The sequence below is a fragment of the Saccharopolyspora erythraea NRRL 2338 genome (assembly GCF_000062885.1).
Classification (GTDB): Bacteria; Actinomycetota; Actinomycetes; order Mycobacteriales; family Pseudonocardiaceae; genus Saccharopolyspora_D; species Saccharopolyspora_D erythraea.
Map to the genome: position 1 here is coordinate 6,295,295 of NC_009142.1, position 17,875 is coordinate 6,313,169.

Annotated in this window: 15 protein-coding genes; 8 read left to right on the plus strand and 7 right to left on the minus strand. The window is 72.4% G+C overall.

Features of this window, described 5'->3' with window-relative positions; translation table 11 throughout:
- The first annotated feature begins 35 nt into the window (after positions 1-35).
- The gene (locus SACE_RS26850; RefSeq protein ID WP_009944625.1) at positions 36-809 is read left to right on the plus strand and encodes a TIGR01458 family HAD-type hydrolase; all 774 of its coding nucleotides are present in this window, start codon (positions 36-38) and stop codon (positions 807-809) included.
- Between the two features lie 46 nt (positions 810-855).
- Here SACE_RS26850 and SACE_RS26855 read toward each other — a convergent pair whose 3' ends face one another.
- On the minus strand, positions 856-1,314 hold the full coding sequence (locus SACE_RS26855; protein WP_009944624.1) for a nuclear transport factor 2 family protein: 459 nt from the start codon (positions 1,312-1,314) through the stop codon (positions 856-858).
- A 91-nt stretch (positions 1,315-1,405) separates the two neighbouring features.
- Between SACE_RS26855 and SACE_RS26860 the strand changes: the two genes are divergently transcribed.
- Positions 1,406-1,978, plus strand: a complete 573-nt coding sequence (locus SACE_RS26860; RefSeq protein ID WP_009944623.1) for a TetR/AcrR family transcriptional regulator — start codon at positions 1,406-1,408, stop codon at positions 1,976-1,978.
- 95 nt (positions 1,979-2,073) lie between these two features.
- Entirely contained in the window at positions 2,074-3,573 is a 1,500-nt protein-coding gene (locus tag SACE_RS26865; protein WP_009944621.1) for an amino acid permease, read from the plus strand.
- A gap of 129 nt (positions 3,574-3,702) precedes the next feature.
- Here SACE_RS26865 and SACE_RS26870 read toward each other — a convergent pair whose 3' ends face one another.
- Entirely contained in the window at positions 3,703-3,972 is a 270-nt protein-coding gene (locus SACE_RS26870; protein WP_011874779.1) for a UBP-type zinc finger domain-containing protein, read from the minus strand.
- Between the two features lie 141 nt (positions 3,973-4,113).
- On the opposite strand from SACE_RS26870, the gene SACE_RS26875 reads away from it, so the two are divergent.
- Entirely contained in the window at positions 4,114-5,685 is a 1,572-nt protein-coding gene (locus tag SACE_RS26875; RefSeq protein WP_009944618.1) for a Na+/H+ antiporter, read from the plus strand.
- 130 nt (positions 5,686-5,815) lie between these two features.
- Here the strand turns inward: SACE_RS26875 and SACE_RS26880 are convergent, their stop codons facing one another.
- Positions 5,816-6,607 (minus strand): IclR family transcriptional regulator, encoded by a 792-nt coding sequence (locus tag SACE_RS26880; RefSeq protein ID WP_029621472.1) that lies wholly within the window; start codon positions 6,605-6,607, stop codon positions 5,816-5,818.
- Between the two features lie 165 nt (positions 6,608-6,772).
- On the opposite strand from SACE_RS26880, the gene SACE_RS26885 reads away from it, so the two are divergent.
- Together SACE_RS26885 and SACE_RS26890 are read left to right on the plus strand one after the other, a co-directional pair.
- The gene (locus tag SACE_RS26885; RefSeq protein WP_009944616.1) at positions 6,773-7,945 is read left to right on the plus strand and encodes an NAD(P)/FAD-dependent oxidoreductase; all 1,173 of its coding nucleotides are present in this window, start codon (positions 6,773-6,775) and stop codon (positions 7,943-7,945) included.
- Between the two features lie 303 nt (positions 7,946-8,248).
- Entirely contained in the window at positions 8,249-9,073 is an 825-nt protein-coding gene (locus SACE_RS26890; RefSeq protein ID WP_009944615.1) for a MerR family transcriptional regulator, read from the plus strand.
- Positions 9,074-9,194: 121 nt separating this feature from the next.
- On the opposite strand, the gene SACE_RS26895 is transcribed toward SACE_RS26890, so the two are convergent.
- Genes SACE_RS26895 through SACE_RS26910 form a run of 4 tightly spaced genes read right to left on the minus strand, consistent with a single transcriptional unit; the run spans position 9,195 to position 14,174 of the window.
- The gene (locus SACE_RS26895) at positions 9,195-9,824 is read right to left on the minus strand and encodes a sarcosine oxidase subunit gamma (protein ID WP_009944614.1); all 630 of its coding nucleotides are present in this window, start codon (positions 9,822-9,824) and stop codon (positions 9,195-9,197) included.
- Positions 9,802-12,654 carry a 2Fe-2S iron-sulfur cluster-binding protein gene (locus tag SACE_RS26900; protein ID WP_009944613.1) on the minus strand — a complete coding sequence of 951 codons (2,853 nt, stop codon included), beginning with the start codon at positions 12,652-12,654 and terminating at the stop codon, positions 9,802-9,804. The genes SACE_RS26895 and SACE_RS26900 overlap by 23 nt, the downstream gene beginning before the upstream one ends.
- The gene (locus tag SACE_RS26905; protein ID WP_009944611.1) at positions 12,651-12,926 is read right to left on the minus strand and encodes a sarcosine oxidase subunit delta; all 276 of its coding nucleotides are present in this window, start codon (positions 12,924-12,926) and stop codon (positions 12,651-12,653) included. The genes SACE_RS26900 and SACE_RS26905 overlap by 4 nt, the downstream gene beginning before the upstream one ends.
- Before the next feature lie 21 nt (positions 12,927-12,947).
- On the minus strand, positions 12,948-14,174 hold the full coding sequence (locus SACE_RS26910) for a sarcosine oxidase subunit beta family protein (protein WP_009944610.1): 1,227 nt from the start codon (positions 14,172-14,174) through the stop codon (positions 12,948-12,950).
- A gap of 93 nt (positions 14,175-14,267) precedes the next feature.
- Here SACE_RS26910 and SACE_RS26915 point away from each other — a divergent pair, with 93 nt between their 5' ends.
- Complete coding sequence (locus tag SACE_RS26915; RefSeq protein WP_009944608.1) at positions 14,268-14,933, plus strand: GntR family transcriptional regulator; 666 nt, start codon at positions 14,268-14,270, stop codon at positions 14,931-14,933.
- A 441-nt stretch (positions 14,934-15,374) separates the two neighbouring features.
- The gene (locus SACE_RS26920) at positions 15,375-17,843 is read left to right on the plus strand and encodes a GcvT family protein (protein ID WP_009944607.1); all 2,469 of its coding nucleotides are present in this window, start codon (positions 15,375-15,377) and stop codon (positions 17,841-17,843) included.
- Positions 17,844-17,875: the final 32 nt, after the last annotated feature.

The following is a 17,875-nucleotide window of genomic DNA, read 5'->3' on the forward strand; positions in this document are numbered from 1 at the left end:
CGGCCAGAGCGCGGATTCGGCCTTACGGTGCCGACATGGTGGACTTCCGCGCTCTGCTGATCGACATCGACGGCGTGCTGACCGTGTCGTGGCAGCCGCTGCCGGGCAACGTCGAGGCGCTGGCGCGGTTGCGCGCGGCGGGGTTTGGCGTCCGGCTGGTCACCAACACCACGTCGCGGACCCGCTCCTCCATCGTCCGCGCGCTGCGCACCGGCGGCTTCGACATCGCGACCGACGACGTCATGACCGGCGTGGTGGCCACGGCGGAGTACCTGCGCCGCCACCACCCCGGCGCCCGGTGCCTGCTGCTCAACAGCGGGGACGTCACCGACGACCTGGAAGGCGTCACGCTCGTCGACGACGACCCCGACGTGGTCGTGCTCGGCGGCGCGGGCCCGGAGTTCAGCTACGGGGCGATCAACCGCGTGTTCCGCCACGTCCAGCGCGGTGCCGCCTTTGTCGCGATGCACAACAGCCTGCGGTGGCGCACGAGCGAGGGGCTCGCCCTGGACAGCGGCGCGTTCCTGCTCGGCATCGAGCGGGCGGCCAACCGCGAGGCGGTGGTGGTCGGCAAGCCCAGCGCGGAGTTCTTCACCTCGGCGCTGCGCTCCCTGGGGGTCGAGTCCGGGGCGGCGCTGATGGTCGGCGACGACGTCGAGTCCGACGTGCTGGCCGCGCAGCGCCTGGGGATCACCGGTGTGCTGGTGCGCACCGGCAAGTACACGGCGGCGACCACCGAGGCCGCTTCGGGTGTGCCCGACCACGTGCTCGACTCGTTCGCCGACGTGCCGTCCCTGCTCGGGATCTGACCGCCAACCGGTCGTCCGACCAGGCCGGTGGGGCGAGAAGCCGGAATCAGTGCACCGGCAGCAGCACTCCGCGTTCCGAAGCGGGCCGCGGCCCGATGATCCGGCGCTGCGACTCCTCGATCCGCACGTCGTTGATGCCGGCCTCCCGGCGGCGCATCAGACCGTCCTCGGTGAACTCCCACAGCTCGTTGCCGTAGCTGCGCCAGAAAACGCCGTCCGGGTCGTGGCACTCGTACTGGAAGCGCACCGCGATCCGGTCGCCCCGGAAGCCCCACAGCTCCTTGCGCAGCGCGTAGTCGAGCTCCCGCTGCCACTTCTCGCGCAGGAAGGCGACGATCTCGGCGCGGCCGGTGATGAAGCGGTCCCGGTTGCGCCATACCGAGTCCTCGGTGTAGGCGAGCGCGACGCGCTCCGGGTCCCGGGTGTTCCAGGCGTCCTCCGCGACCTGCACCTTCTGCAGCGCGGTGTCCTCGTCGAACGGCGGGAAAGGCGGGCGGGGTGTCATCCGGCGGCTCCAGGTGCGTTGGAGAACGGTCGTTCTCCGCTCGGCCGCTACAGTAGAGAACGACCGTTCTCCTTCGCCACCGGGAGGCAGCGTGCAACGCCGCGAAGCCGAGGAGCGGCTGCTCGACACCGCCGAGGCGCTGTTCTACGAGCGCGGGGTGCAGGCGGTCGGGATGGCCGAGGTCCGCACCGCCTCCGGCGTCTCGCTCAAGCGGCTCTACCAGTGCTTCGAGTCGAAGGACCGGCTCGTCGAGGCGTACCTGCGCCGCCGCGACGAACGCTGGCGGGCGTCACTCGACCGCTACGTCACCACCCACCCGGACAGCGGAGTGCTGGCCGTCTTCGACTGGCTCCACGAGTGGTTCACCGAACCCGGTTTCCGCGGATGCGCCTTCATCAACTCCTTCGGCGAACTGGGGGCCATCTCCCCCGCGGTGGCACGCGCCGCGCAGGATCACAAGGACACCCTGCGCGCCTACCTGCTTGGCCTGCTGGATGCCCCTGACCAGGAAGAACTCGCCGACCAAGTGCTCGTGCTGATCGACGGGGCCATCACCGGCGCCGCGATCGGCGGCTCGCCCCGCACCGCGCTCGCCGCCCGCTCGGCCGCTCAAGCACTGGTATCGGCAGCCGAGCGAAACGAGCCGACGAGTTGTCAAGTGTGACCTGACGCACAATTCTTGTCGTGACGGTACGTCGCCAAGCTCGCCGGGACGCGTGACGCCCCGGCTGGCGGGGCCCTCCGGCGAGGAGGCATTCCATGACATTCATGCGTGTGAAGTCAGCGGAGCAGTCGATACGCGACGCCGAAGCCCCGGAGTTCCGGCTCCGCCGGGTGCTGTCCGCGTGGGACCTGCTGGGCATCGGTATCGGCGCGATCATCGGCACGGGCATCTTCGTGCTGACCGGGGTGGCCGCGGCCACCGACGCCGGACCGGGAATCGCGATTTCGTTCGTGATATCGGGCATAGCGTGCGGGCTGGCCGCGCTCTGCTATGCCGAGTTCGCCTCGGTCGTGCCGGTCGCGGGGTCGGCCTACACGTTCTCCTACGCCTCGCTGGGCGAGTTCCTCGCCTGGATCATCGGCTGGGACCTCGTGCTGGAGTTCATCATCGGCGCCTCGACGGTGTCGGTCGGCTGGTCGCAGTACTTCGTCGAGGCGCTCAGCGCCATCGGCCTCGGCCTGCCGCCCGCGATGACGGCCGCTCCCGGCGCCGGCGGGGTGGTCAACCTGCCCGCGGCGGTCATCGCGCTGCTGCTCACCATCGTGCTGGTCGTGGGCATCCGGCTCAGCTCCGCGGTGACCAACGTCGTCGTGGCCATCAAGCTCGCCGTGGTGCTGTTCTTCATCATCTTCGGCGCGTTCTTCGTCAAGGCCGCGAACTGGAGCCCGTTCATCCCGCCGCACCAGCCACCGGACCCGGGCGCGGCGGGCTCGGCGCTGGACGAGCCGCTGATCAACGCGATCTTCGGGGCCACCGGCTCCTACGGCCTCAGCGGCCTGGTCGCCGGTGCCGCGCTGGTGTTCTTCGCCTACATCGGCTTCGACATCGTCGCCAGCGGCGCCGAGGAGACCCGCAAGCCGCAGCGCGACATGCCGATCGGCATCCTGGGCTCGCTGGCGGTCTGCTCGGTGCTCTACGTGCTGGTGTCGCTGGTCATGACCGGCATCGTCAAGTACACCCAGCTCGACACCGCGGCTCCGATGGCCACGGCGTTCCAGGCCATCGGCGCGCCGTGGGCGGTCGGGCTGGTGTCGCTGGGCGCGATCGCCGGCCTCACGACGGTGATCCTCATCCTGATGCTGGGGCAGGCCCGGGTCGGGTTCGCCATGAGCCGCGACGGGCTGCTGCCGGTGTGGTTCGCCAAGGTGCACCGGAAGTACCGGACGCCCTACCGGATCACGCTCATCACCGGCATCCTGGTGGCGATCATCTCGTCGCTGACGCCGATCGACCTGCTGGCCGAGATGACCAACATCGGCACCCTGTTCGCGTTCGTGCTGGTCTCGGCGGGTGTGCTGGTGCTGCGGCGCTCGCGGCCGGACCTGCCTCGTGCGTTCAAGGTCCCGTGGGTTCCGGTGATCCCGATCCTGGCGGTGCTGTCCTGCCTGTACCTGATGCTCAACCTGGACGGGTGGACGTGGATCCGATTCGGCATCTGGATGGCGATCGGGCTGGTCGTCTACTTCGCCTACAGCGCCCGCCACAGCAGGCTCGCCAAGGAGCAGTCGATCGAGGAGGCCGCCGGAGGGCTGTGAGCCTCGGCCGACTCGAACAGGGGTGGCCCCGCGCGGCGCGGGGCCACCCCGTCGCACTCCGGGGCTCGGCGGACGCCGCGGCAGGGGCGCGGCGTCAGCCCCTTCGCGGACCAGTGCTGAAACGCTCCCCTAGCCGATCCGTTCGTCCACGTAGCACCACTGCCAGGACTCCCCCGGCTCGAACGAGCGCACCACCGGGTGGCTGGTGCGGTGGTAGTGCGCGGTGGCGTGGCGCATCGGACTGGAGTCGCAGCAACCCACGTGCCCGCACTCGGTGCAGATCCGCAGGTGCGTCCAGTCGTGGCGGTCCTCGGCCAGGCACTCCTCGCAGCCGTCCGGGCTGCTCGGTGTCGGCTTGCGCGCATCGGCCGACACCAGGTGCTCACAACTCGCTGCCATCGCGTGACCTCCTCGGTCGGCTCGCGGCAGGGCGTCGCCGGGCGTGCGGCTCGGCGCGTCGTGCCGAATCCTTCCCTCGGGGAAACGACGTCCCCGAACCTAGCCCGCGGTCGCGGGCCGCGCAGCCGAGCGGGAGGAAGCATGCACGACCTGCCGGAGCTGATGGCCCTGCTCGCGGGCGCCCTGGCGGTGACGGCGCTGGCCAGGCGGTTGGGGTTCTCCGCGCCGCTGGCCCTGGTCGTGGTGGGCCTGGCGATGTCGTACCTGCCGGGGCTGCCCGACTACCAGCTCGACCCGGAGATCGTGCTGGTGCTGATCATCGCGCCGCTGCTGTACTCGGCGGCGCTGCGCAGCTCGTCGATCGGCATCAAGGCCAACCTGCGCCCCATCGGGCTGCTGGCGTTCGGGCTCGTGCTGTTCAGCACCCTGGCCGCCGGGCTCGTCGCCTGGCGGCTGGTGCCGGGCATGTCGCTGGGCGTGGCGCTGGTGCTCGGCGCGGTCGTCGCCCCGCCCGACGCGGTGGCCGCGATCGCGATCGGCCGCAGGCTGGGACTGCCGCGCCGGATCATGACGGTGCTCGGCGGCGAGAGCCTGGTCAACGACGCGACCGCGCTGACCGCCTACCGGGTGGCCATCGCCGCGGTGATCGGGTCCGGGCTGTCGCTGCTGGGCGGCGTCGGGATGTTCCTGCTGGCCGCCGCGGGCGGGCTCGTCGTCGGCTACGTCGTGGGGTGGCTCGTGCACCAGGTCCGCGCCCGCCTCGACGACGGCAACCTGGAAAGCGCCGTCGGGCTGCTGGTCCCGTTCGCCACCTACCTGCTGGCCGAGGAGATCCACGCCTCGGGCGTCTTGGCCGTGGTGGTGGCCGGGCTCTACCTCGGGCACCGCGCCCCCGCGTCCGACGCGGCGACCCGCCTGCAGGACCGGGCGGTGTGGGACGCCGCCGACACCCTGCTCGAAGCGATGGTCTTCGCCCTCATCGGGCTCCAGCTGCGCACCGTCGTCGAGGGCGTCTCCGCCGACCTGCTGCCGCTGACCGCCGCCGGGCTCGCGGTGACGGCCGCGGTCGTCGCGGCCCGCGCTCTGTGGGTGTTCAGCACCTTGTACGCGCCGTCGTGGTTGTCGGGGAAGCGGGACGCGCCGCCGTGGCGGCACGCCGTCGTCGTGTCGTGGTCGGGCATGCGCGGTGTCGTGTCGCTGGCCGCCGCGTCGGCCGTACCGGTCGCGACGCTGTCCGGTGCGCCCTTCCCGGACCGCGCCGAGGTGATGTTCCTGGCCTTCTTCGTCACCCTCGCCACGCTGCTCCTGCACGGGTCGACGCTGCCGTGGCTCATCCGGCTGCTGGGCGTGCGGGGCCAGGAGAGCTACACCGACGCGCTCGCCGAAGCCGAGGCGCAGCACAACGCCGCCCGCGCGGCACGGGACCGGCTCGACGACCTGACGCGGGAGTCCGAGCCGCCGGGCATGGTCGCCGACCGGCTCCGGCAGGCCGCCCAGCACCGCAGCAACCAGGCGTGGGAACGGCTCGGGCGGTCGTCCGACGAGGTCGGCGAGAGCCCCAGCGAGGCGTACCGGAGGCTGCGGGGCGAGATGCTGGCCGCCGAGCGGGACGTGTTCGTGCGCTTCCGCGACGAGCACCGCATCGACGACGAGGTCCTGCGGCGGGTGCTGCACGAGCTGGACCTGGAGGAGCTGATGCTCCGGCGGGAGTGACCGCGGGGGCGGAGCGGCGGGCGCGGCCTGGTGAGGCAGCTGGTCGGAGGCCGACGACCGTCGGGAGGAGCCGCGGGAGCCGGTCGGGCTGGCGGAGGACTGGCGATGCCTCCCGGCTGCCCTTGCGGGCTCAGACGTCGAGGTAGCCGAGCTGCGAGGAGAGTTCCTTGGCCGCGACGCGCATCGCGCCGACGACCTCCCGCATGCGGCGGCGCGAGAAGCGGTAGGACGGCCCCGACGCACTGAGCGCGGCGATCACCGCGCCGTCGTAGCTGTAGACGGCGACGGCCGCGGCGTTGAGACCCAGCTCCAGCTCCTCGTAGCTGGTCGCGTAGCCGTCGCGCACTATCGCCTCGAAGTCCTTGCGCAGCTCGGCGGCGTCGGTGACGGTCCGGGTGGTGTAGCGCTCCAGCGGCTCGCCGAGCAGGTCGTCCTGGTCCTCCGGCGGGGCGTGGGCCAGCAGGACCTTGCCGCTGGACGTCGCGTGCAGCGGCGTGCGCTGCCCGACCCAGTTGTGCGCGGTGACCGAGGCGGTGCCCCTGGCCTGGCTGATGTTGATCGCGACGTCGTTGTCCCGGATCGCGATGTTGACCGTCTCGCCGAGCTCGGCGGCGAGGGAGTCGCAGAACGGACGCCCGAGGCGGGGCAGGTCCATCCGCTCGGTGGCGGCGCCCGCCAGCCGGACGATCCCGAAGCCGATCGCGTACTTGCCGCGTTCGCCGAGCTGTTCGACCAGCCCGCGCGCCTCCAGCACGCTGACCAGCCGCGACGCGGTCGACTTGTGCACGCCGAGCTCACCGGCGATCTCGGTGATGCCGGCTTCCCCGTTGCGCGCAAGCAGCTCCAGGACGGTCACAGCCCTGTCGACGGACTGCACCAGGGCACCGGAACTCCTCCCGTGGGCGGCGTCTGCGTTACTCACGCGTCAACCGTATCGGTTCCGGCGGGACATTTCGTCAACCATCCGCACGCCCCCTTGACGTTGGTTCGATGCGAAGGCAGATTCGTTGCACATGATACTCTCTGTTCCCTAATGCGCAACGGAGGTCCTGTTGGCGATCGTTCCCACGGACGCTGGGGTCATGGCGTGAGAACCGTTGTCGTCGTCGGCGCCGCCCTGGCGGGCTGGCGGGCGGCGCAGGAGCTGCGGGAGCAGGGCTTCACGGGACGGCTGGTGCTGGTGGGGGCCGAGGAGCGCCGGCCGTACGACCGGCAGCCGCTGTCCAAGGAGTTCCTGACAGGCAACCTGGACTCCGGCGAGCTGGCGCTGGACGGCGCGGACGAGGAAGCCGCGCTCGACGCCGAGTGGAGGCTCGGTGTCCCAGCCATCGGACTGGACAGCCGGTCCGCTGAAGTCGTCCTCGCCGACGGGTCACGAATTCACACCGATGGAGTAGTGCTGGCGACCGGCGCGGAGCGGGCGACGCTGCCCGGGGCGCCGGCGCACCGCCTGCACACCCTCGACGACGCGCACGCGCTGAAAGCCGACATCCGCGCCGGCGCGCGGGTGGTGGTCGTCGGCGGCGGGCTGGTCGGCTCGGAGGTCGCGGCCAGTTGCCGGTCGCTCGGGGCGCAGGTGACGGTGGTCGACGCCCAGCACCTGCCGATGGCCCGCACCTTCGGCATCGAGATCGCACCGCTGTGCGCGGCGCTGCACGAGGACCACGGCGTGCGGCTGCGGTTCGGGACGCCGGCGACGCGGGTGCTCGGCGAGGACCGGGTCACCGGCGTCGAGCTGGCCGACGGCCGGGTGATCCCGGCGGAGGCGGTGGTCACCGACGTCGGCAGCAAGCCGGCGGCGGAGTGGCTCCGCGGCTCCGGGGTCAGGCTGCGGGACGGCGTGCTCACCGACTCCGGGTGCGTGACCAGGGTGCCGAACGTGGTCGCCGTCGGCGACGTCGCGCGCTACCAGCCGGTGCACCGCAACCACACCGTCCGCGGCAGCCACTGGTCGACGGCGGCGAACCAGCCGCCGGTGGCGGTGCGCAACCTGCTGGCGGGGCGGACGGTCGAGCACTACACCGGCATCCCGCACCTGTGGTCGCGGCAGCACGGCTCGACGTTCCAGTTCGCCGGGTACGCCGGTCCGAAGGACCGCATCGACGTCGTCGACGGCTCGCCCGGCGCGCGCCGGTTCGTCGCCACCTACCAGCGGGGCGGCCGGATGGTGGCGGTGTTCGCGATGAACAGCCCGCGCCAGTTCGCCGTCCACCGCCGCCGCCTCGCCGCGACCCTCACCCCCGCCCTGGCGAAGGGATAGGAGTTCGCAAGCGGCGTCGGCCCCTGGGGTGTGCGCCAGCTCGCTGCGGGTTTTGAGCTTCGAAGCGGCGCAGCCGCTTGGCCCACCACCACAACCGGCACCGCCGCGGGTTCTCAGGCGTCCTCTGGCGAGGACAGCTTTTTCGCGGCGTATGGGCATACGCCGGAAAAAGATCCCGGAGCCAGAGGACGCCTGCGGTACCACCCGACCGGCTGCGCGAACCACTGCTGCCAGCCGTTCGCGGGCGCCTGCCGGTCCGGGCTTGACCGTGACACCGTGTCAGGGCCTGGACTGGGAGGCGTCATGTTGAACATCGGAGATTTCGCCAAGCACGGCAGGGTTTCGGTGCGGATGCTGCGGCACTACGACGCGATCGGACTGCTGCGGCCCGCGCACGTGGACGCGGCCAGCGGCTATCGGCGGTACGAGGCGGCGCAGCTGTGCCGGCTCAACCGGATCATCGCGCTGAAGGACCTCGGCTTCACGCTCCAGCAGGTGGGAGACCTCCTCGACGCCGACGTGAGCGCCGAGCAGATGCGCGGGATGCTGCGGTTGCGCCTCAGCGAGCTGGAGGCCGCCGTCGCCGCCGACACCGCCCGGCTGCGCCAGGTCGAGGCGAGGCTCCGGACGATCGAGAGCGAGGGGCGCATGCCCACCGAAGACGTCGTGGTCAAGAGCATCCCAGCGGTTCGGGTGGCGGAGCTGACCGCCATCGCGGGCAGTTTCGGGCCCGAGGACATCGGGCCGGTCATCCGTCCGCTCTACGGCGAGCTGTGCCGGCGGATGGCCGCGGCCGGGGTGTCCGGCTCCGGCCCGAACATCGCCTACTACGAGGAGTCGCCCGAAGGCGACGACGAGGTCGTCGTGCACGCGGGGGTCACGGTGGCGGTGGAGCCGCATGCGGGCCGCGGCTTCGACGTCGTGGACCTGCCCGCGGTCGAGCGGGCGGCCACCATCGTCCACCGCGGCGACATGGACGAGGTCATGCCGACCGTGCAGCAGCTCGCGCACTGGATCGACGCCAACGGCTTCCGCGCGGTCGGTCTCGGCCGCGAGCACTACCTGTCCTGCGAGGGCGGACCCGACCAGTGGGTGACCGAGATCCAGCAGCCGATCACCAAGGCGTGAGAGGAGGCGCCGGGCGTCTGCCGGGTGGAAGCCTGGCGGCGCCCGAAGCCGGACTGCGACACGGGGCGGAGGCCGGCGCTCGAAGGCCGGGCGCCCAATCCCACCGCCGCCCGGCCGAGCCCTACCGGCCGGTGTACTCGGCCATCGCGTCGAGCAGCAGGTCCGCCAGGTAGTCGGCGAACGAGCACCGCACCAGCAGCCGGTAGGCGGGCTCGGCGCCGACCTGCCACAGCACGGCCTGGGTGCGGCCGAGCAGCGTCTGCGCGCACTGGCCGGGGCCGAAGGCGCGCGGGTGCAGGTCCAGCGAGCACACCTTCTCCAGCACCTCGCGCGCCATCGGACCCGACAGCCGCAGCGTCGTCCGGTTCGCCGAGACGTCCACAGCGGACCCGAGCGAGTCGGCGAGCGCCCTGCGCAGGGCCTCGACGATACGGTCGGCGTGCCCGTCTGGTGCGTGGATCAGCCACTCGTCGGGTCCGAGCCACAGCACGGCGGTCCGCTCGTCGCCCGCGACGCGGTTCGGTGTGCGGTGCGGCAGCGCGACCTCCAGCGCGTGCTCGACGCGCGCCACGGCCGGGCTGCCGGGATGCACTCGCAGGTTCACCTGCGTGTGGAAAGGCTCCTCGGCGAGCGCGACCCCGCGTGGGCCGTCCGCGCTGCGCGCCGCGAGCTCGGCGGCCCTGGACGCGAGCGGGCTGCGCCGCAGCGCGAGCACCGCGGTGCCGGGATCAACTCGGCTGACGACCGTCACGGCGTGCTCCTCCCTCGTCGTAGAACACCGGCCGGGTCACAACGGCTGCGATGGTGCGGTCGCCGACCGGGGCGTGCAGCACCTCGCCGATGCGGCGGCGGCCGTCGGCGACCAGCGCCAGCGCGAAGGTCCGGCCGAGCGCGGCGCTGCGGTAGCTGGAGGTCACGTGCCCGAGCATCGGCACCGGCGGTTCGGCGGGCGCGCCGGGGGCGACGAGCTGCGCGCCCTCCGGGAGGCGTTCGGCCGGGTCGACCGGGAGCAGTCCGACGAGCTGCTTGCGGTCCTCCCGCGCGGTGTCGGGGCGGGCGAAGGAGCGGCGCCCGACGAAGTCCTTGCGCTTGGACACCACCCAGTCCATGCCGAGGTCGTGCGGGGTCACCGTGCCGTCGGTGTCCTGGCCGACGATCACGAACCCCTTCTCCGCCCGCAGCACGTGCATGGTCTCGGTGCCGTACGGCGTGATGTCGAGGTCGGCGCCCGCCTCGGCCACCGCCTCCCACACCGCGAGCCCGTACCAGGACGCGACGTTGATCTCGTAGGCCAGCTCGCCGGAGAACGAGATGCGGCAGATGCGGGCCGGGATCCCGTTGTGCAGCACGGTCTCCCGGAACTCCATGAACCCGAACGCCTCCGCCGACACGTCCAGCGCGGGCGCCATCCGCCCGACCACGGTGCGCGAGTCGGGGCCGGCGACGGCGATCGTGGCCCACTGCTCGGTGACCGACGTGCAGTGCACCGCCAGGTGCGGCCACTCGGTCTGCAACCACTCCTCGAGCCAGTCCATGACCTTCGCCGCGTTGCCGGTCGTGGTGGTCATCAGGTAGCGGTCCTCGGCCAGCCGCAGCGAGACGCCGTCGTCGAGGACCATGCCGTCGGCCCCGCACATCATCCCGTAGCGGGCCTTGCCGACCGGGAGCTTGGCGAAGGCGTTGGTGTAGACGCGGTTGAGGAAGGTCGCGGCGTCCGGCCCGGCGATCTCGATCTTGCCGAGCGTGGTGGCGTCCATCATCGCCACTCCCCCGCGCGCGGCGCGGCACTCCCGTTCGACGGCGGTGTCCATGTCCTCGCCGTCGAGCGGGTAGTAGCGGGCGCGCTTCCACTGGCCGACGTCCTCGAACACCGCGCCGGCCCGCACGTGCCAGGAGTGCATCGGCGTGGTGCGCACCGGGTCGTGCAGCGCGCCGCGGTCGCGGCCGGCCAGCACCGCGAACGAGACCGGGTTCGCCGGCGGGCGGAAGGTCGTCGTGCCGACCGCGCCGGGCGATCCCGAACTCAGCGCTTCGGCCAGGACCCCGATGGCGTTGACCGACGACGTCGCGCCCTGGTCGCTGCCGGTGCCGATCGTGGTGTAGCGCTTGACGTGCTCGACCGAGCGCATGCCCGCGCCGACCGAGCGCCACACGTCGGCGACCGTGGAATCCCGTTGCAGGTCGACGAAGTGGTTCCGCCAGCTCGACGGGTCGCCGGTCTCGCCGGGCACGATCCACAATGGACGTGGCGCCGTGGCGGGCCGGTCGCCGTCGACCGGTGGCACCGGAGGGGCCGCGACGCGGAAGCCGCCCGCGGTGGCCGCCTCGGCCCCGGCGGCGAAGCCCTGCGCCAGGCAGCCCGCGAGGTCGTAGGTGCCCCTGGCCGCACCGATCACCTTGGACCCCGCGACTCCGCCGTCAGGCACGAATCCCGCGACGATCCGGTCCCAGCGCAGCTTGCCGCCCGCCTGGCCGTGCAGGTGCACCGCCGGACTCCAGCCGCCGCACACCGCGAGCAGGTCGCAGGCGATCTCCCGGACGCCGCCGGTGATCGCGCCGGACTCGTCGATGCCCGCGACCCTGGCGGAGGCCAGTCGCCGGTCGCCGGTCGTGCCCACGACGGCCGAGCCCGGGTGGACGTCGACACCGGCCTCCCGCACCCGCGCGGCCAGCCGCGGCGGCGGGCTCGGCCGGGTGTCGACCAGCGCGTGAACCCGCGCCCCGGCCGCGACGAGGTCCAGCGCCGTCAGGTACGCGCTGTCGGAGGTCGTGCACACCACCGCCTCGGTGCCGGGCAGCACCGCGAAGCGGTTGAGGTAGGTGCGGACCGCCGAGGCCAGCATGATGCCCGGCCGGTCGTTGTCGGCGAAGACCATCGGGCGTTCGTGCGCGCCGGTCGCGAGCACCACGCGCCCCGCGCGGATGTGCCACAGCCGGGCGCGGACCGAGTCGCGTTCGCGGCGTTCGGCAACCAGCAGGTAGTTCTGGTCGTGGAGGCCGACGGCCGTGGCCCGGGTGAGCACCCGGACCTCGGGCATCTCCACGAACTCCCGCACCGCGCGGTTGATCCACTCCGACGCGGGCCTGCCGTCGACGCGTTCGCCGCCGTCGAGCAACGCCCCGCCCAACGCGCGGTCCTGCTCCACCAGCACCACCCGCGCGCCGCTTCGGCCCGCCGCGAGCGCGGCGGCGATGCCCGCAGGCCCGGCGCCGACCACGACGACGTCGGCGTGCACGTACTTCTTGTCGTGCACGGCGCTGTCGGGCGCGCTGCCGAGCCATCCGACGCCGGAGAGGCTCTCGGCGGCGAGCCCGTCGACCAGCTCCACGGCGGTGGCGGGCAGCATGGGCTCCGGGCAGTCGCCGACCACCTGCACCATCGCGTTCGGCTCGGTGGTGCCGGCGGTGAGCACACCCCTGGGCCTGCCGCGGTGGACCGACGGCCCGGCCTCGATCCGCCCGGCGGCCAGCAGCGCCGAGGCCAGCGTGTCACCGGGATGGCCGGTGTACTGCTCGCCGTCGAAGGTGAAGCGCAGCGTCCGGCCGCGGTCCACGCGGCCTCCGGTGGGCAGGCGGCTCATGGGATCACCGGCTTGCGCGCCGCGGGTGTCTCGGGGCGCATCTCGTTGGTCGCGGTGTCGCGGACGACGTCGAACCAGCGGCGGCAGCCCGCCGAGTGGCACCAGCGCTCGGCGAACGGCCCGCGCGGGTTGTCGCGGAAGAACAGGTACTCGCCCCATGCGGCGTCGTCGAGGGCGTCCGGGTCGTCGGGGTGCGTCACGTGCGCCTGACCGCCGTAGCGGAACTCCGCCTCGTCCCGCGGCCCGCACCACGGGCACTGGATGGAAAGCATCCGGCGACCTCCTCTCCGTCGTCAGTGCGCCACGGCGGCCGCGCCGTGCTCGTCGATGAGCGCGCCGGTGGCGAAGCGCTCCAGCCCGTAGGGCTCGTTGATCGGGTGCGGTGCGCCGGTGGCGATCGTGTGCGCGAACACCCAGCCCGCACCGGGCGTGGCCTTGAACCCTCCGGTCCCCCAGCCGCAGTTGAGGAACAGGTTCTCCACCGGCGCCGGGCCGATGATCGGCGAGGCGTCCGGCGTCACGTCGACCGTGCCCGCCCAGGTGCGGACCACGTGCGCCCGCGCGAAAACCGGGAACAGCTCCAGCGCCGCGGCCATCTGGTGCTCGATCACGTGCACCGAACCGCGCTGGCGGTAGCCGTTGTAGCTGTCGATGCCCGCACCCAGCACCAGCTCGCCCTTGTGCGCCTGGCTGCAGTACACGTGCACGTGGTTGGACATCACCACGCACGGGTGCACCGGTTCCAGCAGCTCGGAGACCAGCGCCTGCAACGGGTGGCTCTGCAGCGGCAGCCGCAGCCCGAGGGTGTCGGTCAGCAGGCTGGTGCGCCCGGCCGCGGCGAGGCCGACCCGGCCGGCGGCGATGGTGCCGCGCGAGGTCTCCACGCCGGTGACCCGGTCGCCGTCGGTGGTGAACCCGGTGACCTCGCAGTTCTGGACCAGGTCCACGCCGAGCTGGTCGGCCCGGCGGGCGAAGGCCCACGCGACGTGGTCGTGCTTGGCGATTCCGGCGCGGGGCTGCCAGGTCGCGCCGAGCACGGGGTAGCGCACGTCCCGCGAGACGTCGAGGATCGGGCACAGCTCCGCGATCTCCCCCGGGGTCACCCACTGCGCGTCGATCCCGTTGAGCGCGTTGGCGAAGACCCGGCGCCGCGAGTCGCGGACCTCCTGCTCGGTGTGGGCGAGGTTGAGCACGCCGCGCTGGCTGAGCAGGAAGTCGTAGTCCAGCTCGGCTTCCAGTCCTTCCCAGAGGCGCAGCGCGTGCTCGTAGAGCGCGGCGCTCTGGTCGAGCAGGTAGTTGGACCTGATGATCGTGGTGTTGCGGGCCATGTTCCCGCCCGCCAGCCAGCCCCGCTCCAGCACCGCGACGTCGGTGATGCCGTGGTTGCGGGCGAGGTAGTAGGCGGTGGCCAGGCCGTGCCCGCCGGAGCCGACGATCACCACGTCGTAGGCCCGCTTGGGTTCCGGGTTGCGCCACAGCCGGGCCGGCGGCTCGGCCGGGTGCGGTCGGGTCGTGGCCATGCGGCCTCCTGTGGAGCCGGCTGGGGTGCGCGAGACCTCGCGATACGACTCATCAACAACTGATATATCAGTATGTCGGGTAGGGTAGGAGCCATGTCCGCCGTGGTCAATTCCCCGTACGGGGGCAGCAACGCCGGCCAGTCCCAGGCCGAGCGCGCCTACCTGACGCTGCGCGACCTGATCCTGACCCTGCGGCTGCCGCCGGGCTCCCCGGTCCAGGAGGAGCCGCTGACCAAGGAGCTCGGCATCGGCCGGACCCCGTTCCGGGAGGCGGTGAAGCGTCTGGAGTCGGAGTCGCTGATCGCGATCTACCCGCGCCGGGGCAGCTTCGTCACCGAGGTCAACATCACCGACCACGCGCTGATCGCCGACGTCCGCCGCAGGCTGGAGGGGCACGCGGCGTGGCGGGCCGCCGAGCGCGCGACCGACGCCGACCGCGCCGAGCTCGAGCAGCTCTGCGAGCTGGTCGCCGACGTCTCCAACGAGCAGGCGCCGATCATGGCCGTCGACACGCGGGTGCACCGCACGATCCACCGCTGCACCCACAACCGGTACCTGGAGAACACCCTCGGCCAGTACTACAACCTGGCGCTGCGGATCTGGTGCCTGTTCTTCGACCGGCTGCCCGACGTCACCGACCACGTCGGCGAGCACGCCGAGCTGCTCAAGGCCGTCATCGCGGGCGACGCCGAGCGCGCCGAGCAGATCGCGGTGGCCCACGTCGACCACTTCGAGCACGCCATCCGCGACGTGATCTGACCCGGACCCCGCGACACGACCGGCGCACGCCACGCCGCGCTCCTGCGTCGGCATGCCCGACACCCGAACACCCCGCGGCCGCGTCTGCATGCCCGACGCCCGAGCGCTCCGGGGTGCCCGCCGCGCCGACCCGGTCCTCGCCGACCGAGCACCCCACGCGCCCACCGGGCTGATCACCCCGGGCGCTCCCGACGCCGGCTCCGCGGCGCAGCCCTCCGCGCGCGATAGCCCGGAACGCCTTGCCGCGTCAAGCAAACCCGCCGTCCTCCGCACCGCGCCGACCATCGAAGGCTTGTCGATCAAGCCGCGGAAGTGCTGCTCTGACCCCTTCGGGGGAGATCGGGAAAATCAGGGCCAATGTGCCTTGACTCACACCCGGATGGAAGCGCACTGTTGCGTCTGACGCGGGATGTTGTCGTAGACGCAACAAGGCGGCAGCCAATGGATTCGGGTGCGCAGATCTTGGTCGTCGGTGCGGGCATCGTGGGGTGCAGCGCCGCATACCACCTCTCCCTGCTGGGTGCGACCGACGTGCTGGTCGTCGAGCAGGGTCCGCTGCCTGCCACCGGCGGGTCGAGTTCCCATGCGCCTGGCCTGGTCTTCCAGACCAACGCGTCGCAGACGATGACCCAGCTCGCGCGGCACACCGTGCGGACCTGGGCCGGCGCCGAGGTCGACGGCAGGCCCTGCTTCCACCAGGTCGGCGGCATCGAGGTCGCCACCACCCCGCAGCGGTGGGACGACCTGCACCGCAAGCTCGGTCTTGCCACCGCGTGGGGAGTGGAGGCCGAGCTGCTGGGCCCGGCGGAGGTGGCCGAGCTGATCCCGCACGTGCCGGCCGAGCGCGTCTTCGGCGGGCTGCACGTGCCCAGCGACGGGATCGCCAAACCGGTGCGGGCCGCCGAGTTCATGGCCCGCGAAGCCCGGCGGCGCGGCGTCCGGTTCGTCGGCGACACCGAGATCACCGGCTTCGACGTCCACAACGGACGCATCCGGACGGTGCGCACCTCGCGCGGCGACGTGTCGGTGGAGACCGTGCTGTGCTGCGCCGGGATCTGGGGCCCGAAGGTCGGCGCGCTGGCCGGCGTGTCGATCCCGGTCCAGCCGCTGGCGCACCAGTACGCCGTCACCGGCCCGGTGCCCGGTCTGGACGCCGGCCGCGAGGTGGCGCAGCCGATCCTGCGCCACCAGGACAGCTCGATGTACTTCCGGCAGATCCACGACCGCTACGGCGTCGGCTCCTACCAGCACCGGGCGATCCCGGTGAGCACCGGCGAGCTGGCCCCGACCGCCGCGCCGGGTCGCGGTGCCGAGGCGCCGTCGGGGGGTGGCGGCTGGAAGGGCATGGCCTCGGTGCACCCGTTCACCCCGCAGGACTTCAAGAAGCCGTGGTCGGACGCCTGCGACCTGCTGCCGGTGCTCGGCGGCACCGACATCACCGAGGGCATGAACGGGCTGTTCCTGTTCACCTCCGACGGCATGCCGGTGCTGGGTCCGTCCAACGAGGTCGGCAACTTCTGGGCCGCCGAGGCGGTGTGGATCACCCACGCCGCCGGGGTCGGCAAGGCGATGGCCGAGTGGATGACCAGCGGGGTACCCGAGATCGACCTGCGGGCCGCCGACATCCGGCGCTTCGAGGGGTTCGCGCACAGCCCGTCCTACGTGGGCGAGCGCAGCGCGCAGAGCTTCCGCGAGGTCTACGACATCATCCACCCGCAGCAGCCGCCCGAGCACCCGCGGCCGTTGCGCACCAGCCCGTTCTACCCGCGGCAGCAGGAGCTGGGCGGCGTTTTCCTGGAGGCCAACGGCTGGGAGCGGCCGCACTGGTTCGAGTCCAACGGCTCGCTGGCCGACGGGCGCGCCATCGCCGAGCCGGGGCCGTGGGCGGGCCGGTACTGGTCGCCGATCGTCGGCGCCGAGCACCAGGTGACGCGCGAGCGGGCCGCCATGTACGACATGACCTCGCTGGCGCGGGCCGAGGTCAGCGGGCGCGGCGCGCTGGAGCTGCTCCAGCGGCTCACCACCAACCAGCTCGACCGCCCGCCCGGCTACGTCACCTACACGCTGATGCTGGAGCCGACCGGCGGCATCCGGGCCGACATCACCGTGGCCAGGCTCTCGCGGGACGTCTTCCAGGTCGGCTGCAACGGCCCGCGCGACATCGCCTGGCTGCGCGGGCACGCCGACGAGACGGTGTCGGTCCGCGACATCACCGGCGGCACCTGCTGCATCGGGCTGTGGGGACCGCGCGCCCGCGACATCCTCGCGCCGCTGGCGGGCGAGGACATCTCCCACGAGGCGTTCCGGTTCTTCCGCGCCAGGAGGCTGCACGTGCGCGAGGTGCCGGTGACCGCGCTGCGGCTGTCCTACGTGGGCGAGCTCGGCTGGGAGCTCTACACCTCGGCGGAGTTCGGCCTGCGGCTGTGGGACCTGCTCGCCGCCGAGGGGGCCGGGCACGGTGCGGTTCCCGCCGGACGCGGCGCCTTCAACGGCCTGCGCATGGAGAAGGGCTACCGCGCCTGGGGGACCGACATGTGGAGCGTGCACGACCCCGACGAGGCCGGGCTCGACTTCGCCGTCAAGACCGGCAAGGGCGACTTCGTCGGTCGCGACGCCCTGCTGCGGCGGCGGGAGAACCCGCCGCGGCGGAAGCTGTGCTGCGTCACCATCGACGACGGCACGGTGCTGATGGGTTCCGAACCGGTGCTAAAGGGCTCCGAGACCGTCGGCTTCACCACCAGCGCCGGATACGGGTACAGCGTGGGGCAGAGCCTCGCCTACGCGTGGCTGCCCGCCGAGATGTCCGGCCCGGGCACCTCCCTGCAGGTGTCCTACTTCGACCGGCGACATCCGGTCACGGTCGTCGCCGATCCGGTGTTCGACCCCGAGATGAGAAGGATGCGCTGCTAGCCGGCGCAGAAACACCAGTCACGAAGCCAGGC

Coding starts and splice junctions, on each gene's coding strand:
- SACE_RS26915 (WP_009944608.1), top strand. CDS start 14,268: ATGTCCGCCGTGGTCAATTCCCCGTACGGGGGCAGCAACGCCGGCCAG.
- SACE_RS26875 (WP_009944618.1), top strand. CDS start 4,114: ATGCACGACCTGCCGGAGCTGATGGCCCTGCTCGCGGGCGCCCTGGCG.
- SACE_RS26920 (WP_009944607.1), top strand. CDS start 15,375: ATGGATTCGGGTGCGCAGATCTTGGTCGTCGGTGCGGGCATCGTGGGG.
- SACE_RS26910 (WP_009944610.1), bottom strand. CDS start 14,174: ATGGCCACGACCCGACCGCACCCGGCCGAGCCGCCGGCCCGGCTGTGG.
- SACE_RS26900 (WP_009944613.1), bottom strand. CDS start 12,654: ATGAGCCGCCTGCCCACCGGAGGCCGCGTGGACCGCGGCCGGACGCTG.
- SACE_RS26905 (WP_009944611.1), bottom strand. CDS start 12,926: ATGCTTTCCATCCAGTGCCCGTGGTGCGGGCCGCGGGACGAGGCGGAG.
- SACE_RS26865 (WP_009944621.1), top strand. CDS start 2,074: ATGACATTCATGCGTGTGAAGTCAGCGGAGCAGTCGATACGCGACGCC.
- SACE_RS26850 (WP_009944625.1), top strand. CDS start 36: ATGGTGGACTTCCGCGCTCTGCTGATCGACATCGACGGCGTGCTGACC.
- SACE_RS26855 (WP_009944624.1), bottom strand. CDS start 1,314: ATGACACCCCGCCCGCCTTTCCCGCCGTTCGACGAGGACACCGCGCTG.
- SACE_RS26870 (WP_011874779.1), bottom strand. CDS start 3,972: ATGGCAGCGAGTTGTGAGCACCTGGTGTCGGCCGATGCGCGCAAGCCG.
- SACE_RS26890 (WP_009944615.1), top strand. CDS start 8,249: ATGTTGAACATCGGAGATTTCGCCAAGCACGGCAGGGTTTCGGTGCGG.